General features: G+C 62.3%; 16 protein-coding genes. 6 read left to right on the top strand and 10 right to left on the bottom strand.

The annotated features are described in order from the left end of the window. Positions 1–98 precede the first annotated feature (98 nt). The 5 genes from AC1DMY_RS10770 to AC1DMY_RS10750 form a co-directional block, all read right to left on the bottom strand. The gene (locus tag AC1DMY_RS10770; protein ID WP_477165014.1) at positions 99–2,927 is read right to left on the bottom strand and encodes a C1 family peptidase; all 2,829 of its coding nucleotides are present in this window, start codon (positions 2,925–2,927) and stop codon (positions 99–101) included. Between the two features lie 483 nt (positions 2,928–3,410). Further along, positions 3,411–4,436, bottom strand: a complete 1,026-nt coding sequence (locus AC1DMY_RS10765; RefSeq protein ID WP_477164943.1) for a DUF1254 domain-containing protein — start codon at positions 4,434–4,436, stop codon at positions 3,411–3,413. Positions 4,437–4,835: 399 nt separating this feature from the next. After that, a complete protein-coding gene (locus AC1DMY_RS10760; protein WP_477164942.1) occupies positions 4,836–5,366 on the bottom strand; it encodes a dihydrofolate reductase family protein in 531 nt (176 codons plus the stop codon). A gap of 22 nt (positions 5,367–5,388) precedes the next feature. Beyond that, entirely contained in the window at positions 5,389–5,736 is a 348-nt protein-coding gene (locus tag AC1DMY_RS10755; RefSeq protein WP_477164941.1) for a YciI family protein, read from the bottom strand. A gap of 123 nt (positions 5,737–5,859) precedes the next feature. After that, complete coding sequence (locus AC1DMY_RS10750; RefSeq protein WP_477164940.1) at positions 5,860–6,126, bottom strand: hypothetical protein; 267 nt, start codon at positions 6,124–6,126, stop codon at positions 5,860–5,862. A 365-nt stretch (positions 6,127–6,491) separates the two neighbouring features. Between AC1DMY_RS10750 and AC1DMY_RS10745 the strand changes: the two genes are divergently transcribed. Next, positions 6,492–10,373, top strand: a complete 3,882-nt coding sequence (locus tag AC1DMY_RS10745) for an ATP-binding protein (protein ID WP_477164939.1) — start codon at positions 6,492–6,494, stop codon at positions 10,371–10,373. A 154-nt stretch (positions 10,374–10,527) separates the two neighbouring features. On the opposite strand, the gene AC1DMY_RS10740 is transcribed toward AC1DMY_RS10745, so the two are convergent. Next, positions 10,528–10,968: a hypothetical protein gene (locus AC1DMY_RS10740; protein ID WP_477164938.1), complete on the bottom strand. Its 441-nt coding sequence runs from the start codon at positions 10,966–10,968 to the stop codon at positions 10,528–10,530. Positions 10,969–11,467: 499 nt separating this feature from the next. Between AC1DMY_RS10740 and AC1DMY_RS10735 the strand changes: the two genes are divergently transcribed. Further along, positions 11,468–11,668, top strand: coding sequence for a hypothetical protein (locus AC1DMY_RS10735; RefSeq protein ID WP_477164937.1), 201 nt, complete (start codon positions 11,468–11,470; stop codon positions 11,666–11,668). Between the two features lie 43 nt (positions 11,669–11,711). On the opposite strand, the gene ligD is transcribed toward AC1DMY_RS10735, so the two are convergent. Further along, complete coding sequence (gene ligD, locus AC1DMY_RS10730) at positions 11,712–14,249, bottom strand: DNA ligase D (protein ID WP_477164936.1); 2,538 nt, start codon at positions 14,247–14,249, stop codon at positions 11,712–11,714. A 217-nt stretch (positions 14,250–14,466) separates the two neighbouring features. After that, complete coding sequence (locus AC1DMY_RS10725; protein WP_477164935.1) at positions 14,467–15,396, bottom strand: SphA family protein; 930 nt, start codon at positions 15,394–15,396, stop codon at positions 14,467–14,469. 401 nt (positions 15,397–15,797) lie between these two features. Between AC1DMY_RS10725 and AC1DMY_RS10720 the strand changes: the two genes are divergently transcribed. Further along, positions 15,798–16,502, top strand: coding sequence for a hypothetical protein (locus AC1DMY_RS10720; protein WP_477164934.1), 705 nt, complete (start codon positions 15,798–15,800; stop codon positions 16,500–16,502). A gap of 101 nt (positions 16,503–16,603) precedes the next feature. Here the strand turns inward: AC1DMY_RS10720 and AC1DMY_RS10715 are convergent, their stop codons facing one another. Both AC1DMY_RS10715 and AC1DMY_RS10710 read right to left on the bottom strand, forming a co-directional pair. After that, the gene (locus AC1DMY_RS10715; RefSeq protein ID WP_477164933.1) at positions 16,604–17,359 is read right to left on the bottom strand and encodes a molybdopterin-binding protein; all 756 of its coding nucleotides are present in this window, start codon (positions 17,357–17,359) and stop codon (positions 16,604–16,606) included. Then, complete coding sequence (locus tag AC1DMY_RS10710) at positions 17,352–18,290, bottom strand: cytochrome b/b6 domain-containing protein (RefSeq protein ID WP_477164932.1); 939 nt, start codon at positions 18,288–18,290, stop codon at positions 17,352–17,354. The genes AC1DMY_RS10715 and AC1DMY_RS10710 overlap by 8 nt, the downstream gene beginning before the upstream one ends. A gap of 148 nt (positions 18,291–18,438) precedes the next feature. Between AC1DMY_RS10710 and AC1DMY_RS10705 the strand changes: the two genes are divergently transcribed. The 3 genes from AC1DMY_RS10705 to AC1DMY_RS10695 all read left to right on the top strand — a co-directional run bounded on the left by AC1DMY_RS10705 (position 18,439) and on the right by AC1DMY_RS10695 (position 20,641). Then, the gene (locus AC1DMY_RS10705) at positions 18,439–18,750 is read left to right on the top strand and encodes a hypothetical protein (protein ID WP_477164931.1); all 312 of its coding nucleotides are present in this window, start codon (positions 18,439–18,441) and stop codon (positions 18,748–18,750) included. Between the two features lie 375 nt (positions 18,751–19,125). Further along, entirely contained in the window at positions 19,126–20,121 is a 996-nt protein-coding gene (locus AC1DMY_RS10700) for a sigma 54-interacting transcriptional regulator (RefSeq protein WP_477164930.1), read from the top strand. Between the two features lie 250 nt (positions 20,122–20,371). Next, complete coding sequence (locus AC1DMY_RS10695) at positions 20,372–20,641, top strand: hypothetical protein (RefSeq protein WP_477164929.1); 270 nt, start codon at positions 20,372–20,374, stop codon at positions 20,639–20,641. Positions 20,642–20,661: the final 20 nt, after the last annotated feature.

Below are 20,661 nucleotides of genomic sequence, written 5' to 3'. Positions count from 1 at the left end.
GATGGGGAACGGGCCCGCTCAGTGAGAGCGGGCTCGTTGGCTATGCAACATCACGCCGGGGAGTAGCCGCGTCGCCGACTCCGATCTCATGCCCGCTTTCAGAAGCCACGCAGGTCATCGACCGGCATGGCCAGCTTGCCGCCGGTGATGCGTTCGAGCGTGCGGCTGACCACCTCGACGTTGTTGTCGAAGCTGCCGTGGCTCGCACTGATGGTGGTGCCGGAGCTGCTGGTTTTGACCTTGTCGACATCGAGGATGCCCGTGCGCTTGTCCAGGCCGCTTTGCTTGGCTGCCTGGCGCCAGTTGCCGAGCGCTTCGCCGGTGCTCGAGGAGCCGTCCCAGCCGTTGTAGGAAACGTCCATGACTTTGGCCAGGCCGAGGATGGGCGTGCGCACATCCTGCTCCAGCGCGTCGGAAACCATATAGAGCAGTGATTTGCGGTAGACCGCCGCCACGTCGTCGTCGCGTTCGTTTTCGTCGGACAAGATATCCAGATACATCGACTTCATCAGGTCCTCGTGCGGCGTGTAGTGGCGATTGGCGAACTGCACCGTGCACGCCGGGGCATAGAGGTGGATGGAGCTTGCCCGCGCGTCGAGTCCGCGTGCGGCCAGCAGGTCAACGAGCCAGCCGAGGAAGATCGAGCCGGCGGAGTGGCCGATCAGATGGATCTCCAGTTTGTCGCCCCAGGTCTGCTCGAGATTCTGCAAGGCCGTTACCAGCAGATCCGCCCCGCGCGTTGGCAGGCTGGCCCCCTCGGCGTTCTCCTTCATCTCGCTCCAGACCGGACGCGCGAACGGGCGGCCGATGGTTTGCTCGATAATTCCATCCGTCACATTGGTCAAGGCTTCGCGGACGCCACCAACGCGCGAGGGCGCGGGCCGGAATCGGTCGGCGATGATGTCCTCGATCGATTCGAGCAGGCCGGTCTTCCACACCATGAACAGCGGGTAGCAACCATTGCCGATCAGGTAAGGGCCCATGATGCGCGCACGCTTGATGGCATCCTCTTCGCTGTTGAGGCCGCCATGCGCGTAGATCACCAGGCGCTTGGTCGCGGATGCTTGCTGGTGGAACCACTGATCCGGCAGCGTGCATGCCTGATATAGCAGGCCGCGGTTCAATGCATCCTGCGTGAGGTAGCGCGTGACGCGCCCGTCGTTGCCGAGCACGATGCTGTGCGCATACGCGTCGGCGTCGTTCCATGCGCCCGATCGATCGGCACCGGCGCGGCCCGTCGCACCGGGGATGGCCGCCGCGCGCTGGCCGAACACCAGGCCACGCACGCCCATCGCAGCCACCCACGCATCCATGCCGTTGGCAAGCCAGTCCGCATAGGCCAATACGGCAAAGCCGCCGCATCCCCAGCTCTTGCCCCAGGAGTTCTGGACGACGAAGCCGCGCGTGTTGAAGCCCACCAGTGCGAACGCGTGGCCGTCGGTCTGCGAAGCGCGGCCATCGAACTCGATCACGGGCAAGGTTTCGTGCCCGGTGATCTTCTTGCGCGAGGTCGGCACGTTCTGCCAGCCATCATGCGTGTTGGCCGAGACGTAGATGGCTCCCACTTCCAGGATGGCGGCCTGCAGGTCGGTGATGGTCTTGAGGTCGATGCGGTAATAGATGCCCAACGTATTGGCGGTGGCGCGATCGGCGTATCCGAAGCTGGGCGGTTGGGTGTCTTCGGCTTTGTAGGGCCAGTCGTCCTCCAGGCATACACCATGGTAGAACCAGCCCTTCAGCGCGCCGCGGCAGCTCGATCCATCGTAGTTATCGCCGGCATATTCGTCGTAGCGCCGCGCGAAGTTGTACAGCATGCGTGGGCTCACCGATTCCAGCTTCGAAGGCATGCTCGCCTTGCGCCAGCGCAGATAGTTGACGACGCACGCCAGGCCAAAACCGGTGCATGCCCCCTCCTGCCCCTGGTCGAGAATCAGGCCGGCACTGGTATAGGCGGGCAGGAGTTTCTGTACGTATTCGTCGCTGGGGTAGCAGTCGGGCAGGCTGACCGGTGGGGGCGTATAGGAACGATCGCGAAGGTCGACGGGATCCTTGCTGGCCGTGAATTGGCGGGTTGGCGCGGCGGCAACAGCGGTCTTGCGCGAACGTGCCGTGCGACCTGCGCGGCTGACCACCGGCCACACCGAGTCGGCCAGCTGAAACACGCTGCGAAACTTGTCCAGCCCGTACGTGCCGCCATTGACCAGCTTGCGTGCTGCGGCATAGTTGTTGGACGCAAGCGCCGTGCGCATCTTGTCAGCGGCATGATTGAGAAACACGGCCAGCAACACCGCCGCTGCTTCAGGCGCGTTGGCCAGGTCCGGAAAGCTCTCGATATCCAGGCCGATCTGCGCCGCGTAGGTGTGATAGTTCGCTCGCCCCGTCAGCTGCACAAAGCCGCGGCCTCTAAAGCGGGCGCCATCACCGGGCTGCGTGTTGCCGAGCGAGGTGCGCCCATCGTAGGCGCTGAAGGCAGGCATGCCCGGCGTCGTGTTGAAGTGCGAGGGAAACTCGGAAATTGGTACGAAGCCCTCGGTCTCCGCGCGAATGGTGCCGAGCGCGGCGCAGATCATGGGGCGATCGCGCAGCCCCACGACATTCAAGGCTGCCGCTACATAAGGGAGGTTCCGCGCGATATTGGATGCCTTGGTGGCGGGGAAAAGCTGCTTCACCGCATCCAGCGTGATCGCAACGTCGGTCGCCTGTAGCGTGATCATGCCAAGGATGCTCTGGCAATACGGACCGACGATGCCATCCGCGACCAGGCCGATGCCGGACTGCCAGCGTCGGACCGCAGCGTCCGTGAGCGCATCGAAACTGTTGCCCACGGCCAGGCCGGGAAACGCACTCGCCTCTGTCTGCAGCACCGAAGCCAGTTTCTTGCGCAATTGCGCGACATCCGGTCCTGTTGCGTCCTTCATCAGAAGCATGGCCACGGTGCGTTCTCCTCGTCGTTTTACGATGAATGCTCTGCCAGCTACTTCGCCTCTGCGGCCTGCGGCGTCATCCGCGCAGACATCCAAGCATCCTCATTTTTGCTGTTGGACAACATTTGTCGTTCGACCTAAGAAAGTTGACCAACGTCGCCCTGGCGTGAGGATCGCACCGGGGCGCACGCGGCTTTGTGTTTAGCTGCGGCAGTGAACTGATGCCCGCGTCGGTGATGTGATTCGATCAACCCTTATTCCCCGGCGTGCAGTCGTCTTGCTTTTGGCACGCGAAACGGACTCCCTAATCTGGCGAAGGAAGTTCAAAAACATATACAACGGATGATCTAGTGATTTTTACGCAGGTGGTTTTCTTTTACAGGAGAGGCCATCGAATTGACGCACAGGAAGCCATGCGTGGCGTTCTTGAAATCATTCCCGACTTCCATGGCAACTCTTGTCGCCACCAACGCCTTTGCGAGATGCCTAAGTCGTCGGCTCCGGAAACTTCCAAGCGCCATTCAGGATCGCTTCCCGGGGGCGGTAAAGCCTGACGGTGTAGTTCCAGCCGGGAACGATGGGCAGGCAGTTGGGGATCTTGCCGTCGCAGCCACCAAACTGGACCGCGATGGAGCCGTCAGCGCTGCGCTTGGCTGTGATGTTGTTGAGCGTGTACGCGTTCAGTGCGTTCTTCTGGAAATAGCCCTTGGCGTTGTAGACGCTGATGGACCAGAAGGCATCGACCGGGACATCTTTGACAGTGAGGTGATACACCGTCTTGCCGTCGTTCCTGGGCGGCGTGACGCCGAGATAGGTGGCATCCTTGTCGGGGTTGCCGCCCCAGCCGGCAGCGGTTCCCAAGAGATGCATGACCGGGTCCACGTCGCCTTGCTTGCCGAAGGCGTTCTTGAAGCCGGTGGTGGATGCGGCGAGTACGAGCAGCGCATCGCGGATCTTTTTCTGGCTCACCGGATCCCAGTGAGGCACGTCGAAGGTGCCGTGGCTGGCCTGGGATACCTTGATGGCGTCCTGCAAGGCATGGACAGCCTGCAAATCCTTCGCGTCGCTGGGGTCGACCAGGGTGCGGATGGCAACGGCCATGTAGCGAGTGCCCACCTTGTCCTTGTCGAACGTGTAGCTGCCGGCACCGTAAACCACGGCAGGCGCGTAGTGGTCTTCGTTGATGACCTGCAGCGACATGAAGCGCTTGCCAGCGTCGGGCAGGGTGATGGTGACGGGGCCTGCATCCAGGTCGAAGACGCCGAAGGAGTAAAGCGTGTCGCGATTGAGGCGGATGACATCCTGTTTGTCGATCGATGCGGGTTCGCGCTCGGAATGAAAGACGCCAAGGCCGCCGCGTTTCACCAGGGACGCGAGGTAGGTATCCGATTCGGCGCGGGCAAAGTTATTGACCGTGACGGGAATGACATCGGTCGGTGCCGTACCTGCGTGGGCGCAGGCGGCGCCGAAGAGGGCGAAGATAAGCGCGGTGGGTAAGGTCGGTGTGCGCATGGCGTTTCCATCGGGGTGGCGTGGCTGATTCGTTTCACTTTCCGCGGCGGTGATTGACTGCTTCAGTCTCGTCGGCGCGAGAGGGTTAGCTCGCCGCATATACGGGCGACGCCGTGGACGATATCGCCGCCGTGAAATCCGGACGCCCGCAGGCTGCGAGCGCCACAACAGTCGCGGCCAGTGCAGTGGTCAGGGTCGAGGCGGGAATGGGCAGCGCCATGATGGATCCCTCGGCTTTGACGAGGTGCTCAGCTTGCGCCGTCACCATTTACGGCTGCATCGGTAAAACCCATCAAGGGAGTTCAGTAGTTTTACCTAGGCCGCGTCATAGGTCGGCAGGGAGGCGGCGTTCGGTCGAAGCCTGGTGCTCCGACTTCGACCACTGGGCGCGTTGCTCGGCTAAGCCGGGACGTACGTAAGCCGAATCACGTTCCCGTCGATGACGTCATTGGCCACCAGGCGCAGCGGCGGCCGAGGGCCTGCGAAGAGTGGCTTGCCGTGTCCCAGTACGACAGGGTGAACGTAGAGTTGGTACTCGTCGATAAGGCCAAGCTCGGTCAGGCTTTGCGCCAAGTCGGGGCCGGCGACTTCGATGTCGCCGGTGAGCTCGGATTTCAGTCGCCGTATCGCCGATTCGATGTCGCCAGCGACAAGGGTGGCGTTCGGGCCGACCGACGTCAGCGTGCGCGACACGACCCATTTCGGCTGGCGCCGCCATCCCGTCGCGAAGTCGCGTTCGTCCGCGCTCCACTCCGGGGAATCGTCGTCCCAATAACGCATGACCTCGTACATGCGGCGGCCGTACACGCTGCCCGACAGGTGGTGCACTTGCTCGACGAAGTGGCGAAACAACAATGGGCTAGGCCCAAAGGCCTGATGGTCGACATAGCCATCGAGGGACTGATTCATTCCGAAGACAAGTTTGGCCATGGAAACCCTCCATTCAGCGCCGTTAACTGTGGCGAAGAAACGCCCGCACCTCGACCGGCGTACGGCAGGCGACGACGGCCTTTTGTCCCCACGCCAGCGCCTCATCCATATCGGCGGCATCCAGTATCCAGAAGCCGCCGACATGCTCCTTGGCTTCGGTGTATGGACCATCGGTAACCACCACGTCGCCGCCGGCCTGCTTGCGCAAGGACTTGGCCTTGTCGGGCGACTCCAGGCCGCCGGCAAAGAACCGGGCGCCTGCGGCGATCATTTCTCTGTTGAGCGCGTGGATATCGCTGATCATCGCTTCGTCCTCCAGCGACGCGTCATAGTTGTCGGGATGGTGAATGGCAACCAGGTACTGTGGCATGACGTCTCCTGTGAAGACCCTGAGGCGGGCGGATTGCCTGCCTTCACTGTCATGACGAACGGCCGAAGGCGGATTCGACACCTCTCCCGAGAATTTTTCGCACGAGTGCCGCATCCCGCCAGGCTAAGCTTCTTCCGGAGGAGGCTGGAGCGTCGCGGCCAATTCCTCAAACGTGGCGATCTGGTCGTTCAGCGCATCATGCAATTCGCTTTGGCGCGTCATCAGCGCCTCGATCGGTGCTGCCTGCTTGAGCTTCTTCAGCTCGCCGTCGAACAGCAACCACTGTGCCGTCAGCGCCTCGACGTTGTTCTTCGCGTAGTGACGCATCTCTTTGAGCTGCGCCAGCACGTCGTTGACGTGTTCCAGCGGCGTCTTCGTAACTGCAGTCATGGCGATACCTCAGGTTTCCCAGGGTTCGACTAGCGTAGCGTCGCCAAGCTGGCTGTCGCCGAAACGGGGCGGCAAAGCTTGATTCCAAGGCCCGGAGCACGACGTCGAAGACGCAGGCTGCCTCTTGGCCATCGCGGGCCCGAGCCGCCGGCATCCAGCAAAGCATCATCCAGGAATTAACCGCTCCGCTCCGCGCAATTGAGACTATTCTTATAGATGCTGTCGATCGCGTGCGCCTAATCTGACTGATCGATTCGACAAGGCTGGGCACGTTTATGTATGGCTTTCACGGTCCGACCCGGATTGCCTCACCTCCCAGCAGGTCGCGGCAGGGGCGCTTTTGGTGGGGGCTGTGCTCATTGCTGTTGTGCGCCGTACTCTCGATCGTTGCATCCGCCACCGAGGTCCCGCCCGATGTGCCGGTCAAGCCGGACACCGAGGTTGCGCTGAGTGCAGAGGAGTTGGCCTGGATCGCGCAGCATCCTGTGGTTGACGTGGGCATTTTTGCGGGCAATCACTTTCCGATCGAGGCCTGGGTTGCAGGCGGGGCGGAAGGCATTGGCGTGGAATACGCCAAGCTGCTCGCCGGCCGCGTAGGGCTCAGGCTGCAGTTCCGCCCGTTCACGGACTGGGATGCGGTGACCTTCAGCGATTCGGGCAAGCCCATTCCTTTCGACTTGCTGGTGGGGCAGCCCTACCGGCGCAGCGATCGCCTGGAATACCTCAAACCCTACGTCGAATCGAGCCTGGTACTCGTTGCCCGCAAGGGTGATCTGAAAATACGTACCGAGGCGGATGTCGTCCATGGGCGCATTGCGATGGAGCGCGTTGCGCGGGTCTACACGAAGATCATCAAAGATCATTTCGCGAAGGCCACACTGATCTTCACCGACGACGGTCGCGAGGCGCTGGATATGGTGGCGCAGGGCGTGGCCGACGCGTACATCGGCTCCTCCGCACGCACGCGTTGGCTGCTGACGGAGCGTGAGCATGACGACGTCACCATTCTCGAGCGCCTTGCCGATATCCCGCCTCTGCAGGCCGCGTTGGCCGTACCGCGCGATCACGTGGTGCTGGCGTCCATCCTGCGCAAAGCCGAGGCGACGGTGCCGGCGAACCAACTGGCGAGTCTCCGCCAGCAATGGGGCATGGACGAGGATTTCAGCGCGCCGTTGCCCCGCAGTACAGCCATCTCCGAAGCCGACCGCCAATGGCTCGCGGGCCTGGGTACGCTGCGCGTGGGCTACGAAACCGATCGCTATCCGTACAGTTTCATCAACAAGGACGGCATGCTCGACGGCCTGGCCGAAGACTATCTCTCGCTGATCAAGAAAGAGCTGGGCTTGCGCCTTGAGTTGGTGCCCGCTCGCGACCTGGATGAACTGCAACGCCGCGTCGGCGCCAATGAGGTGGATCTGGTTGCGGCAGCCATGCCTGCCGACTACGACTCGGGTGCGATGGTGTTCAGTCGGCCGTACGAGCGGTTTCCTGAAGTCATCGTTGCGCCCCTGCATGGCGCGGCCATTGCCGGCCCAGAGGATCTCCGCGGCAAAAAGGTCGCTGTCCGCGAGGAAGCGGGGCTGCTTGCCGGTCTCAAGATGCTACTGCCGCGCAGTGAGCTCGTGCCGGTCGCCAGCAATGAAGCAGGTTTGCGACTGGTCGAAAAAGGCGAGGTGTCGGCCTATATCGGCACCTTGCCCGCTATCGATGCGCTGATCCGCGATCGCTACGCCGCCACGCTGCGCGTGGTGGCGCCCGCGGGCCTGGATCAGGACATCACTTTTGGCGTGAGCCGTGACAATGCACGCCTTGCGGGCTTGATCGATCGCGTGATTGCGGGCGTCAAGGACAGCCAGCGGCAGGCGATACGCACGCGCTGGCTGCGGGCCGATTACAGCTACGGCGTGCCGTGGAATTGGGTACTGATCGGCTTGCTGGTGGTGGGCTCGATCGTGGCCATCATCGGCTTTGCCTATAAGCGCATGAGGGATGCCGAGGCCAGGGCGCGCGCGTCTGAGCAGCGCCTCGTCGACACCAACGAAAATCTTCCCGGCGTCGTCATTCGCCTGCACGTGGATGCCGCAGACCGTCGCACCTACGAGTACGTCAGCGGGCCCTCGATGGCCATCTTTGGCATGTCCCGCGAGGACATCCTCGCCGGCTACGAAGGGCCGCTCGAATCGGCCGTCGATGAGGATCGCGAGATGGTCCAGGCGGCGGTGGATCAAAGCCTGCGATTGAAGCACTCGGGCGTGGTCGAATTCAGGACCAAGGTGAACGGCGTGACGCGCTGGATCCGCGCCCTCGGCGGCGAACCCAAGCCCAGCGTGAATGGCGGCTATTTCTGGAGCGTCTATTGCGCCGATGTCACGGTTGAGAAAGAACAAGAGCGGGCGCTGGTGGAAGCCAAGGCCACCGCCGAGGCGGCGGTGGCGGCCAAGGGGGCGTTCCTGGCGATGATGAGTCACGAAATTCGCACACCCATGGCCGGTGTGCTGGGGCTGGTGGAATTGCTCTCCAAGACGCCGCTGAGCACCGAGCAGTCGCATATGGTCGGCATGGCGCAGGATTCGGCGGTGGCGCTGTTGCAGATCCTCGACGACATTCTGGACTTCTCGCGTATCGAGGCTGAGAAACTCGAACTCGAGCCCCAGGCCTTTGACCTGCGCCTGTTGGCGGACAGCGCGGTGGGCACTTTCGCGGCGCGGGCGCAGGAAAAGCACCTGCGTCTATATCTCGTACTCGACTGGCGTCTCGCTTCGGAGTATCGAGGCGACGCCAATCGTATCCGGCAGATCATCAATAACCTGATCAGCAACGCGCTCAAATTCACGGCCTCGGGCCACGTCAAACTTCGCATCGACCTGCTCGATGAGGTCAAGGACGGACAGCGCCTGAGATTCAGCGTCACCGACACCGGCATGGGCATCTCACCCGATCAGCTCAATCGCCTGTTCCAGCCGTTCACCCAGGCAGAGGCCTCCACCACCCGCCGTTTTGGCGGCACAGGTCTGGGCTTGAGCATCTGTCGCCGCTTGGCGGGCATGATGGGCGGCGATGTTCGACTGGAAAGCAAGGTGGGCGAGGGCACGCGAGCTACCGTCGAAGTGGTGCTTCCGGTGCTCCAAGGCACCAGCATCATTCCCGGTATCGAAGGCAAGCGGGCCCTGGTCTGCACGCGTGATGGCATGTTCGAGCGTGAGTTGGCCAATGCGTTGTCTGCGATGGGCTTCAGTGTCATCGAGACGGATGCCGAGGATGTCGCCGAACTCAGCAAGGACGATGCGGACGTCTACATCGCCGATGCGCGTCTAATCGAGCAAGGCATTACCGTGGAGGGCGTGCCGGCCATTCACGTGATCCCCGATACCGATACGCGGGGTTTTTATCGCGAAGGCGGCAAGATGATGCTCTGCGGGAGTCCGCTGTTGTGGCGGTCGGCGGTGGAGGCGTGCCGCGCGGCGCTTGGCCTGGACTCGGCCGGCGACAAGCAAAGCGTCGCCGCGCCCCGAGAAGCGCGCTCCGCACGTATCCTGGTGGCCGAAGACCATCCCATCAATCGCGCCGTGATCGAGCGGCAACTGGACTTGCTGGGCTACGCATGCACGATGGCTGAGGATGGCCAGCGCGCCTGGGAGGCGTTGGCTGCCGCGCATTACGACCTGCTGCTGACCGACTGCCATATGCCGGTACTCGATGGCTACGCGCTCTCGCAGCGTATCCGCGATGCGGAAGCCGAAACCGGCGCCCATCTGCCCATCATCGCGCTCTCGGCCAGCGCGCTGCCGGAGCAGGTGGAAAAATGCCGGCGGGCCGGCATGGACGACTTCCTCGCCAAGCCCGCTCGCCTGGAGGAACTGCAGCAGAAGATTGAAAGCATGGTCGGCAGCCTGGCGAAAGTCGTCGACCGGCAAACCCAGGCCAGTGACGATGCGGTGACGCAGCTGGTCGCCATCTTCGGTTCGGAAGAACAAGTCGAGACGCTGCTGCACGGCTTGCTGGAAGCAGGGCGGGCGGATCTCGTCAGATTCGACCAGGCGGTGGAGGCAGGCGATACGCAGGGCCAGCGCGATGTGCTCCATCGCATCACCGGTTCGCTGCAATTGCTGCGCATGGGCCTGCAGGAGCCGGCGCCCAGTCTAAGCGTCAACGAGCGCCGCGACGCCGTGCTTGCCGAGCTGTCGCAGGTCGACGGGATGATTGAGAGATTGGAAGCGAAACGCCTGGCTCGACAGCGTCGAGGCTGACAAGGTTAGCCACGCCAGTACGCGATAGGTCGCAACTACACGTCTCCTTGTAGGAGCGCACTTGTGCGCGACCGCGGCATCGCGGAGGCAGCACTCCGTCAGGCTGTCGCGCACAAGTGCGCTCCTACAAAAGAAGAGCTGTGGCTCGACCGCCTCAGCGCTTGGGTCGGCGCTTTCGCAGCCGCTTGGCATTACTCATCGCCCGCCGGCGATACGGCTGCAGCCCGGCCGTGAGCATGGCTGCGGACGAGCGCGATGCGCTGGCGGCCGCGCCAGACAAAGAGGCGGCCTTGCGACCGCTCAGTCCTGTGCTCGCCATCCACTGGTTCCACCAGAACTGCGAGGCCGCGGCGCTCGCGCTCATCATCATCGCTGCGGCCGATTGCTGCGAGGCTGCCACCTTCTCCGTCACCATCGTGGTCAATTCCCTTTGATCGGCGGCAGAGGGCGGGTTGCCCATGCCGCTGATCTGCGCGCTGCGCCGTAGGACCACCTCTGCGGATGCGCTCAGCATCTGTGTCGACTTCGTGGCCAGATCCCACCACCAGGCCATCGGAAACGCTTCGGCAATGGCCCTGCTTTTCCGGGTCGGCATGGTGGGGATCCTGAGGGTTGCGAAGGGAGACAAAAAAGAGGGGCAGTGTCCGAATGCGGTACGGACGCTGCCCCGGTGCGATCAACCTTGATGTCCTTGCCCGGTCGGAGAATCCAGCCTGGGTAGTGCGGACTCGCCGTTGATCGCGCTTGCATCCTTCCGCATCGTTCGTTGCGGCGGTGTGTAAATTGCCGGCGCAGCTTGTTATGGCCGCTGCGTCGATGTCGCAGGCGCCGGCTCTGGCCGCGAGTCCTCATGCTTCGCGGCGCGAAAGAATCCCATGGCAAGAATGGCCAGCAGTGCGACGATGAAAACGATCAAGGCAGCTCGGCGTGAAAATTTCATGACATGGGCTGACTGGCGAAACGATGGACGGTGCGTCGATGCATGTATCGAGGTTGTCGACGTTCCGTGGTGGATCCGCGATGCCGCGGGGCGATCACTTTGACGCGCGCAGGGTAGTACCATCACGCACGAACGAGAACCCACGGAGCCTTCCATGACACCTCTCGACAAAACCCTGCGCCGCGAAGTCAACATCGATGGTGAGACTTACACCCTGGTGCTCGACGCGAATGGATTGAAGTTGACGCCTCGCGGCCATCGCAAGGGCACGGAACTCCAATGGAAGGACATAGTCAACGGCGACGCCGCCATGGCGGCGGCACTCAACGCCTCGGCGGCGAACGACAGCGTCTGAGGCCTGCACGATGGTCGGCGCCATGATGGTCGTGGCGCATCGACTATCTCGCCGCTAGCGCCTTCATCACCGCCTTCAGGGTCTGCCTGATCGTGTCGATGCCTTCCCATGGGTCGGCACGTTGTCGCTTCAGTCGCGCAAGGGCGGCGTGCATATCGAATTGCGAGGCGCTCTTCAGGCGGCTCAGCTCAGTCCAGCGCAACGGCATCGCCACGGGCGCCCCCGGGCGGCCACGAAGCGAATAGGACGCCACAGCCGTGGCGCCCCGGCCGTTGCGCAGATAGTCCACATAAATTCTGCCCGTGCGTCGCGCTTTGGAGCTGACCGAGACAAACTCCAGCGGGTGCATCGATTCGAGTGCCTGCGCAAAGCCATGCGCGAATGACTTCACTTCGTCCCATGGTGCGACGGGTTTCAGCGGCACCACCACATGCAGTCCCTTGCCACCGGTGGTGCGCAGAAAATTCTTCAAGCCCAGTTGATCCAGCAGCTCGTGCAGTAGGCGCGCTGCAGCCTTCACTCGGTTCCATTCGACATCGGGGCCCGGGTCCAGATCGAAGATGACGCGATCGGCGCCATCGGGGTCATCGATATGCGCACCCCAGGGATGAAATTCGATTGCGTTGTATTGCACCAGTTCGATGATCGAGTCTGCGCTTTTCGCATAGAGGTAAACGGCCGAAGCACCGGTCTCCTCTTTCAAACGGGCGGAGCCCACATGTTTGAGGCCGCCCGTGGGCAGGTGCTTCTGAAAAAAGCTTGGTTTGTTGATGCCGCCGGGCCATCGAATCACGGACATGGGCCGGTTGATGACGCCAGGCAAGAACCACTTCATGGCTGCCGTGTAGTAATCGACGATGTCCTGCTTGGTGATGCCTTCGCCGGGATAGACCATGCGGTCGGGATGCGTGATCACAATGCGGGCGGGCGCGGCCGCTGTGCCGCGAGTTGTCTTTGTGGCGGTCTTGCGCTTGCCGGGGCGATCGCTGCTGCGCAAGTCCTTCGGCGACTTGTCCGGCCGCATCGCCTTGAGGCTGGGTTGCCGCAATAGCCCGTGATTTCCGATGCCGCGATAAAACACCTCGGCCACGGCGGTCGGCGCAATCCAGTGGGCATCGCGAGGTGCCTCGGCCGCATGCTTGATGGTGGGCGTGCGCGAGCCGGTATGGGCCAGCGAGCGGGTCAGTTGACGCAGCATCTCATCGGTAAAGCCTGAGCCCACGCGGCCGACGTAGCTCCACTCGCCGGCGGGCGCAGGCTTGGCCAATAGCAAGGAGCCGAATCCCTTCCTCGACCCTTTGGTAGCCGTATAGCCCACCACGGCAAACTCATCCGATTCGAGCCGCTTCACCTTGACCCAGTCGTCGCCACGTCCACCGCGATAAGGCGAGTCGACGCGTTTGCACATGATGCCCTCAAGGTGATGGGCGCTCGCGCTCTCGAAGGCCGCTTCGCCGCCACCCACGATGTGGCTGCTATAGGCAAGCTGGGATGGGGCGTCCTGAAGCAAGCGCTGCAGCGCCTCTTTGCGATGGACCAAGGGCGAGTCGGAGAGGTCATAGCCTTCGAGATAGGGCAGGTCGAACAGCACATAGACCAGCGGCGACGCTCGCTCGCCAGACAAGGTCTGCTGCAAGGCGTTGAAGTCGGATTGTCCCTCGACGACAGCAATCAGTTCGCCGTCCAATTGTGCCGAGCTGAGCCCGAGCGCCTCGACGGCCTGCGTGATGTCGGGCAGTTTGTCGGTCCACGGCAGTGCGTTGCGCGACCAGCATTCCACTTGCCCATGGGTGACCGAAGTCAGGATGCGATAGCCATCCCACTTCACCTCGTTCAACCAGTTGTCGCCAGCGGGAGGCGCCTCGCGCAACGTCGCCAGTTCGGGTTTGAAGAAGCCCTTGGGCGCCGCCCGCTTCTTGGCGCCCTCGATCTTGCCTGCCCAGCGTGCGGGCGCAACGCGTCGCTTGCCGGCGGACGGCACCGTCTTGCGCTTGGAACGCGTCAACTTCTCCGCTACTTCTTTCGCGCCGCCGCTCTTTCCGGACGCTCGCTTGGTGCTGGCGACCATGGTGGCGTCGAGCAGGTCGTCGGCCTCCATCTTGGACACATAGTCATCCTCGTCCTTGATCAAGAACCATACGGGCTTCTTTTCCTGGCGATGGCCTCGAACCAGGTGCCAGCCACCCTTGAGCCGTTGGCCGAACAGTTCGAAGCGCAGATGGCCTTTCTGCAATTGCGCCTCTGCGTCACCCGAGGTCGCCCATACTCCCGTGTCGAACGTGTCGACGTGGCCTGCGCCATAGCCGTCGGGGATATCGCCCTGGAACGAGGCATACGACACCGGGTGATCTTCCACCTCCACGGCGAGGCGCTTCACCTTGGGGTCGTAGCTTGGCCCTTTGGGACAGGCCCAACTCTTCAGTACATCGCCCACCTGCAGTCGGAAGTCGTAGTGGCGCCGCCGCGCGTGATGCAGTTGCACCACAAAGAGCTCGCGCCCGGCCTTGCCGGCTGATTTTTCCGGACGCGGTTCCGGCGTTTTGTCGAAGCGGCGCTTGCGGGCGTAGTCGCGCAGTGACATGGGGATCATCCGAATGCCTGGTCGTGGTTTCCACACGTCGCATCGTTCGCGCCATGGCGGCCCGGCGCCCAGCTACTGAGACGACAGCAGTCTCACGTCGGTGGTGAATCGGCTGTCAACCTTGTGCAAACGGCGGAGCTAGGCATTGCATTCAGTTCAGATCCCGCGCTGCCGTATCGTCGGGATAAGGGGGAGGGCAGGCTTGCTGCCGTGCGCACTACAGGCGAAACGTCGCCGAGGCGATCGCGACATCGCCGTGGAAATGATCCTTGGCATCGAACTCCTTGTAGTAGCGAAGACCGATGGCCAAGGCGTGATTTCCCCATCGCGTGCCGTAGTTCACCGCAGGGCCTGCGCCAAGCACGCGACCTTCCAGGCTTCCAAGGCTTGCTCCGCGTCCGGTATCGGCGGTGACCTGTCGATAGGCGTAAGCGGCCACGCCGACCACCCAGTGAGGCGACAGCCGCTTGCCCATGGCGAGCTCGAGATGCGCTTCGTTGCCGCTGTGGTAGTGCGTGATGTCGTTAGGACCGTTGATGCCATAACCAATGGCGGCCGAGAGTTCGAAATGGGAATGCGGCGCGAGATAGGTCATCGCCCACAGCAGATCGCAGGCCCAGCGGTCGTGACCGATGGACGCATTAAAGCCCTTGCTGTAATCCCCGCTGGGCGCCCATACCGTCAAGGAGACGGCATGCGAGAACGCACCGTTGATCTTCCAGCCCAGGCGCCCATTGATCGCGGTATCGCCCAGTGCGGTATTGCTGACCGAGCCTGATATCTGTCGCTTGCCGGTTATCTCGCCGCTGAGGCGCAGATAAGCGTACGGCGCCGTCACGGAAATGGCGGCCTGGCCGCCGAATATCGGGGTGGTCGGCGCGTACAGCAGATTGACGCCAATGCTGTCGACGCGCTTTTTAAGCGACACCAAGGTCACGCCGCCTACCGAGGCGTTGCCAACCACGCCGCTGTACTGCGCCAATGCACTCGATACATACCAGCCAGGTGCCGGCGCCAAGCCAGCCCCCAATGCCTGGCTGCCCAACAGATACAGGCCACCGGCGCCTTCCGTGGCGCGCGTGGAGGTACTGACGCAGGCGAGTGCCGCAAGCGCCAGTCCCGCAAGCACGCCGGCCGTCACGCGCATAGGTTCCTCTTGTTGGAGGTGGGGTCGTGGGATGCCAACTGACGCAGCAGTGCTGTCTCAACGATCGTTTGGCCGACTCGCGGCGCACTCGCCCTGCGATAAAGCTGTCTTGCCATCAGCCTGCACCCGGGATGACATGGCAGGCTACGGTGGTTTTACCTAGGACCAATGGCGTAAATGTTCGCCGTCGCTGGGCTGCTTGCAGGCCCTGCCGCATGCGTAGCACCGTGGTTGGCCCGCTTCCTGCTTTGGCCGATCCGCGACTCGGACGAGGCCTCGGCTGCCCCTGCTCGCTCCATTTTCATGTCGTTCCAACATCTCCTGAGTAACCTTCAATCGATTTCAGGCGAAGTAACCGTGGTCACCACCTGAACCGTCATATCCACTGGAGGTTGTTAGTCATGAAATATGGAACTTTGAAACAAAAGCTGTTGCTCGCCGGCATGGCCATTGCCATGGCAGCCGCGGTACCCGCCTTTGCCGCGGATCAGGCGGTACATGTGCGCGGCACGGTGACGGATGTCACCGCCACTGGCTTTACGGTGCAGACGGCGACGGGTACGCAGAACGTGGCGATCGCGGCCGATACACATATCGCTGGTGTGGTGCCCAGCAATCTGGATGCGATCCAGCCAGGTTCCTATATTGGTTCGGCCAACGTGCCGCATGGCGCCGCTGCCAACGCACTGGAAGTCGTGGTGTTTCCTCCGGCAATGAAGGGCACGGGCCTGGGCGACTACGCCTGGGATCTGCCCGCCCATGGCGGTGCCGGGTCGGCCATGACCAACGGCAGCGTAAAGTCGTCGGCGATGACCAATGGCACCGTCAAGAGCAGCGCAGCCGGTGGTTCGGCCATGCATTCGGCGATGACCAACGGCACGGTGAAGACCGCTGCGGGCAGCGGCGCACGCACGCTGGTGGTTGATTACGGCTCGGGCGAGAAGACCATCAATGTGACGGCGAACACGCCGATCGTGACCTTCGCGCCAGCCGACAAGAGCGCCATCGTCAAAGGTGCGAAAGTCTTCGTGGCCGGCAAGCCGGGCGATCCGGTGGCTGCCGGATTCGTGGCGGTCGGGCTGAACGGTACCGCGCCGCCGATGTAATAGGCGATGCATTGAAGCCATCGTGGTCGAGCCGAACTTGTCCATCCACGATGGGCAGGTTCGGACTCGGCTATTTTGCGCGACCGGGTGCGGGCCTCGAATCAGATGCCTGCATACCACTCGTAGCCCTGGTCTTCCCAGTAGCCGCCTTTGCCGTCGCCGATGCTCTTGAACGAGCTCACCAGCTCGATGCGGCTGATGTATTTGGCCTGTTTATAGCCTAGCTGACGGCCAAGTCGCAGGCGCAAGGGCGCACCGTTCGGCACCGGCAGCGGTTGGTCGTTCAATTCGAAGGCCAGCAATGTCTGCGGATGCCTTGCTTCAAGGATATCGACGCTCTCGTAGTACGGCGTGTCCACGTCCATTTCGTCGAAGCAATGAAAAACCACGAAGGCTGCCTGCGGACTCACGCCCACATGGTCGAGCACGGACGAGAGCACCGTGCCGCGCCACTTGCCGATCGCGCTCCAGCCTTCCACGCAATCGTGCCGGGTGATCTGCGTGCGGTCATCCAATGCCTTCAGGTCGTCGATCGATAGCATCGCCGGCCGGCTGACCAGTCCGTCCACTTGCAATTTGTAGTCGCGGAATTGGTTGGCCATCAATGCCTGATAGGCCGGCGTGTCTGGCATGGTGGTGCCATTGGGGTGAAATACCGGGGAGATGTCCGCTTCGGAATACTCTTTCGCCAGCGCGCTGGAAGGTGACAGCAGCGTCTGCACGCGGCGATTCAATCCTTCGGCACTGCCCAGCACCCGGGTGCCCAGGCCGCTCTGGGAAATGCGGTCGCAACCCGCGAGGAACATGCCCACGGCACCCATGCCGGCCAAGCGCAGAAACGATCGACGATCACTCATGGCGGGAATCCTCCACGATCGGCGCCTGATCGGCAATGACGCGATCGGGAGTCAAGGCGGGCGCTGTTGGCTCAGGCTTGACCTTGTAATAGCCGGTAATCATGCCGCGCAGCTGGTTGAAGACACCGCTGACCAGCACCTCGAAGAGATGAATCACCACGAAGGCCACCAATGCCCAGGCGATGATGAAATGAATCGACCTCGCCGACTGCCGGCCGCCCACCGCCTGCACGAGCGGTGAAAGTACCGCGTCCAGGCGTGGCGACATCGCCAGGCCCATCAATACGATGCCGACGCCAAAGATGAAAATCACAGTCAGGTAAGCAAGTCGCTGCAGGATGTTGTAGCGCAGCGCCTCATCCCCATGGGGGTGCTTGAAGCGGATGTGATCGAGAATGGAGCGGCCGATGCCACGCCAGTCCGCACGCGTCGGCCACATATCGCGCTGCAGATGCTTATGGGCAAACGAATAGGCGATATAGCAAAGCCCATTGAGCACAAAGACCCATGCAAAGAAGAAGTGCCAGCGCCGGCCCATGGCCAGCCAGCCCGCGCTGGGTACTGTCAGCCAGGAGGGAAAGCCGCGCGCTACTGGTGTGCCGTCGCTGCCTTTGGAGACGCCCAGTACGCCGGTAGTGGTCACCTGATGCTGGCCAATCCGCGTAGTGCCGACCAGATTTCCCGCGGCATCTTCTTGCGCATCCAGGGCCAGCCATGCCGTGCCCTCGTCGGATCGGTTGCCCCAGTAGAGATTCGGATGCGCATTGAAGATCTGCAGGCCGCTGAACAGCATCAGGGTCAATGCGATCACGTTGATCCAGTGCATGATCCGGATCGGCAGCGTATGACGATAGACCAGCCGCGAAGCCGTGGCCGCAGGCCGGGGCGTCACGGAAGCATTGCGGGACTCGACGGCGCTGGGAGCATTCATGGCGGTGCACTTCGAAGGGTGGTGGCAGGCCAGTATCGGCACAGTGTACTCGCCTCAAGATTCCCGGGGCGCTTGGCTGCACGGTTGGCGCGCCACATGGTGAAGAGCTTTTGACGGAGGCGCAGATAGTTGCGCTTACAATCGACGGATGGACTATCAACTCATCATCAAGTTCTGGCGCAAGTCGCTGGCCGACGAAACCTTCCTCGCAACGATTGAGGCAAAGCTGAAGGAGGCCTTGGGCAATACCGTCGAACTGGAGGGCTACGATGTCAGCCCCAAAGAGATCAATCTTTTCATGCTCGCGTCTGACCCGAGACTTTCCTTTCGACGCGCAAAAGACGTGCTGGAAGGTCTGGGCATACTGAACGGCATTTCTGCGGCATATCGGGTGGCAGGCGGATCGAGCTTCACCTCGATCTGGCCCGTGCGCGCCATGCGCAAATTCAAGCTTCCCTAGTGCTGATTGGTCTGAAGCTATGCCGCCTTGCGAGATCTCGCGCACACGCATCAAGCTCGCGGCAAGGGCATCTTTCATTCGCGTGCATACCACTAAGTGGTTTTACGTAGGACGCGTTGCGTAAATGTGTGACGTCTCTGTATTGATGCTGCATTTCATCAGTGCGGACGAGTCATCAAACATGCATTGCAGACGCCGCAGGCCTCTACAAAGCGATATACGTCACGCTTAATATAACCAAGTGCAGATAGGAGACGCCGGCCCGCGCGCCTATATTTGCGATACGTACCGCCGCTCATCCGCAGTTTTCAGGGTGTGGATTGCTTTGGATAGCGCTGGCCTGGTCGTCCCCAACAGGGTGCGGGGAAAGTGACGATGCGCGCGATGCTCGGCCAATCCGCAGCGTTCCTGAGGGCGTGCGAACAATTTCGCCGCTACGCCGCATGCGACGTGGCCGTGCTCGTCGAGGGCGAAACCGGCACGGGCAAGGAGCTGGCCGCACGCGAGATCCATTACGCGAGTTGTCGCCGCGACAGCCCCTTTGTTCCCGTGAACTGCGGTGCATTGCCCGACAATCTGATCGAGAACGAGCTGTTCGGCCACGAGCGCGGTGCTTACACCGATGCAAAGTGTGCGCAGCCTGGCCTGATCGATCACGCTAGCGGCGGCAGTTTGTTTCTCGATGAAGTCGATGCATTGTCTCCCAAAGCGCAAGTGACCTTGCTGCGTTTTCTGGAGAACAACGAGTTCCGCCCGATCGGTGGTGGAAACTCACGCGTTTCCAATGCGCGCGTCATCGCTGCCACCAATCGCAGCTTGCATCGATGCGTGGTCGATGGCGAGTTTCGGCAGGATCTTGAGTACCGCTTGAATGCGCTCTACATCCGGCTGCCTCCGCTGCGTGAGCGGGATGGCGATGTGCCGTTGCTGGCCGCGCATTTTCTCAACCTGGCGGCCCAGCGCCTCGATGGTCCCAGCAAAACCTGGACGGACGAGGCCATGCAGATGCTTTGCGCCTACCCGTGGCCCGGCAATGTGCGGGAGGTCGAAAACGTGGCCTTGCGTGCGTACATGCGCACCGATCAGCCTGAGGTAGACGTGTCGGCGATCGCGGAGCTGGTCGACATCGCGTGCAGCAGAGAAACCGAGGCGTCCGAGGAGTGCGCAGCCGAACCGATGGATATGCGCTATCTGGTAGCAAAAGGCCACGCCATGCAAACCTTCGAGCGTCGCTACCTCACGCGCTTGATGATATGCACCAGCGGCAACGTCAGCTCGGCGGCCCGCCTTTCCGGCACCGAGCGGCGGCAACTGGGCAAGCTGTTGAAGAAACATGGCATCGATACGCGGCGATTCCGTGTGCAGCCGTAGCATTGCACGCCCCCCCCCGGCGTTGCCCGCCAGCGCCGTTTGCCGTCCCTGATGTGTTTGCCAGCGCGCCGGTTGCGTCGCTGGCGTTCGCGTGGGTGTGAGTAGACCCACTCTCGGCGAAAACCGGGTCAACGGAGACCCGGAAGCCTGACTGTTCACTCTCGCCAAAGCGCCGTTTGATCGTGTTTTCCTGCGCTCCCCATATGGCACGCGACTTGCCTCGTGGTCTCGGCGGAGTGTGGAGACGCCAGTGATTGAGAGGAAAGCCAGCGACGACGCGGACGGGAATGAGGTGGCGAGCGCTGTGCTCACCTACCTGCAGCGTCATCCGAATGCTGCCGACACCCTCGATGGCATCGTCAGCTGGTGGCTTCCACAACAGCGGTACGAAATCGAACGACAGCACATCAAGCGAACGCTAGGCGAGATGGTGGCGCGTGGGGAGTTGCGCTGCGATCGCTTGCCTGATGGTGCTGTGCTCTATGCGCTCAATCATCCCGGCCGCAAGCCGCCGGAATGATGCTCGAACCGTAGCCATTC

It is taken from the genome of Dyella sp. 01L423 (assembly GCF_056399945.1).
The sequence above is the reverse complement of the archived record's forward strand: the minus strand, read 5'-3'. Positions and strand labels throughout refer to the sequence as shown.

Coding starts and splice junctions, on each gene's coding strand:
- AC1DMY_RS10770 (WP_477165014.1), bottom strand. CDS start 2,927: ATGCTTCTGATGAAGGACGCAACAGGACCGGATGTCGCGCAATTGCGC.
- AC1DMY_RS10765 (WP_477164943.1), bottom strand. CDS start 4,436: ATGCGCACACCGACCTTACCCACCGCGCTTATCTTCGCCCTCTTCGGC.
- AC1DMY_RS10760 (WP_477164942.1), bottom strand. CDS start 5,366: ATGGCCAAACTTGTCTTCGGAATGAATCAGTCCCTCGATGGCTATGTC.
- AC1DMY_RS10755 (WP_477164941.1), bottom strand. CDS start 5,736: ATGCCACAGTACCTGGTTGCCATTCACCATCCCGACAACTATGACGCG.
- AC1DMY_RS10750 (WP_477164940.1), bottom strand. CDS start 6,126: ATGACTGCAGTTACGAAGACGCCGCTGGAACACGTCAACGACGTGCTG.
- AC1DMY_RS10740 (WP_477164938.1), bottom strand. CDS start 10,968: ATGCCGACCCGGAAAAGCAGGGCCATTGCCGAAGCGTTTCCGATGGCC.
- AC1DMY_RS10735 (WP_477164937.1), top strand. CDS start 11,468: ATGACACCTCTCGACAAAACCCTGCGCCGCGAAGTCAACATCGATGGT.
- ligD (WP_477164936.1), bottom strand. CDS start 14,249: ATGTCACTGCGCGACTACGCCCGCAAGCGCCGCTTCGACAAAACGCCG.
- AC1DMY_RS10725 (WP_477164935.1), bottom strand. CDS start 15,396: ATGCGCGTGACGGCCGGCGTGCTTGCGGGACTGGCGCTTGCGGCACTC.
- AC1DMY_RS10720 (WP_477164934.1), top strand. CDS start 15,798: ATGAAATATGGAACTTTGAAACAAAAGCTGTTGCTCGCCGGCATGGCC.
- AC1DMY_RS10715 (WP_477164933.1), bottom strand. CDS start 17,359: ATGAGTGATCGTCGATCGTTTCTGCGCTTGGCCGGCATGGGTGCCGTG.
- AC1DMY_RS10710 (WP_477164932.1), bottom strand. CDS start 18,290: ATGAATGCTCCCAGCGCCGTCGAGTCCCGCAATGCTTCCGTGACGCCC.
- AC1DMY_RS10705 (WP_477164931.1), top strand. CDS start 18,439: ATGGACTATCAACTCATCATCAAGTTCTGGCGCAAGTCGCTGGCCGAC.
- AC1DMY_RS10700 (WP_477164930.1), top strand. CDS start 19,126: ATGCGCGCGATGCTCGGCCAATCCGCAGCGTTCCTGAGGGCGTGCGAA.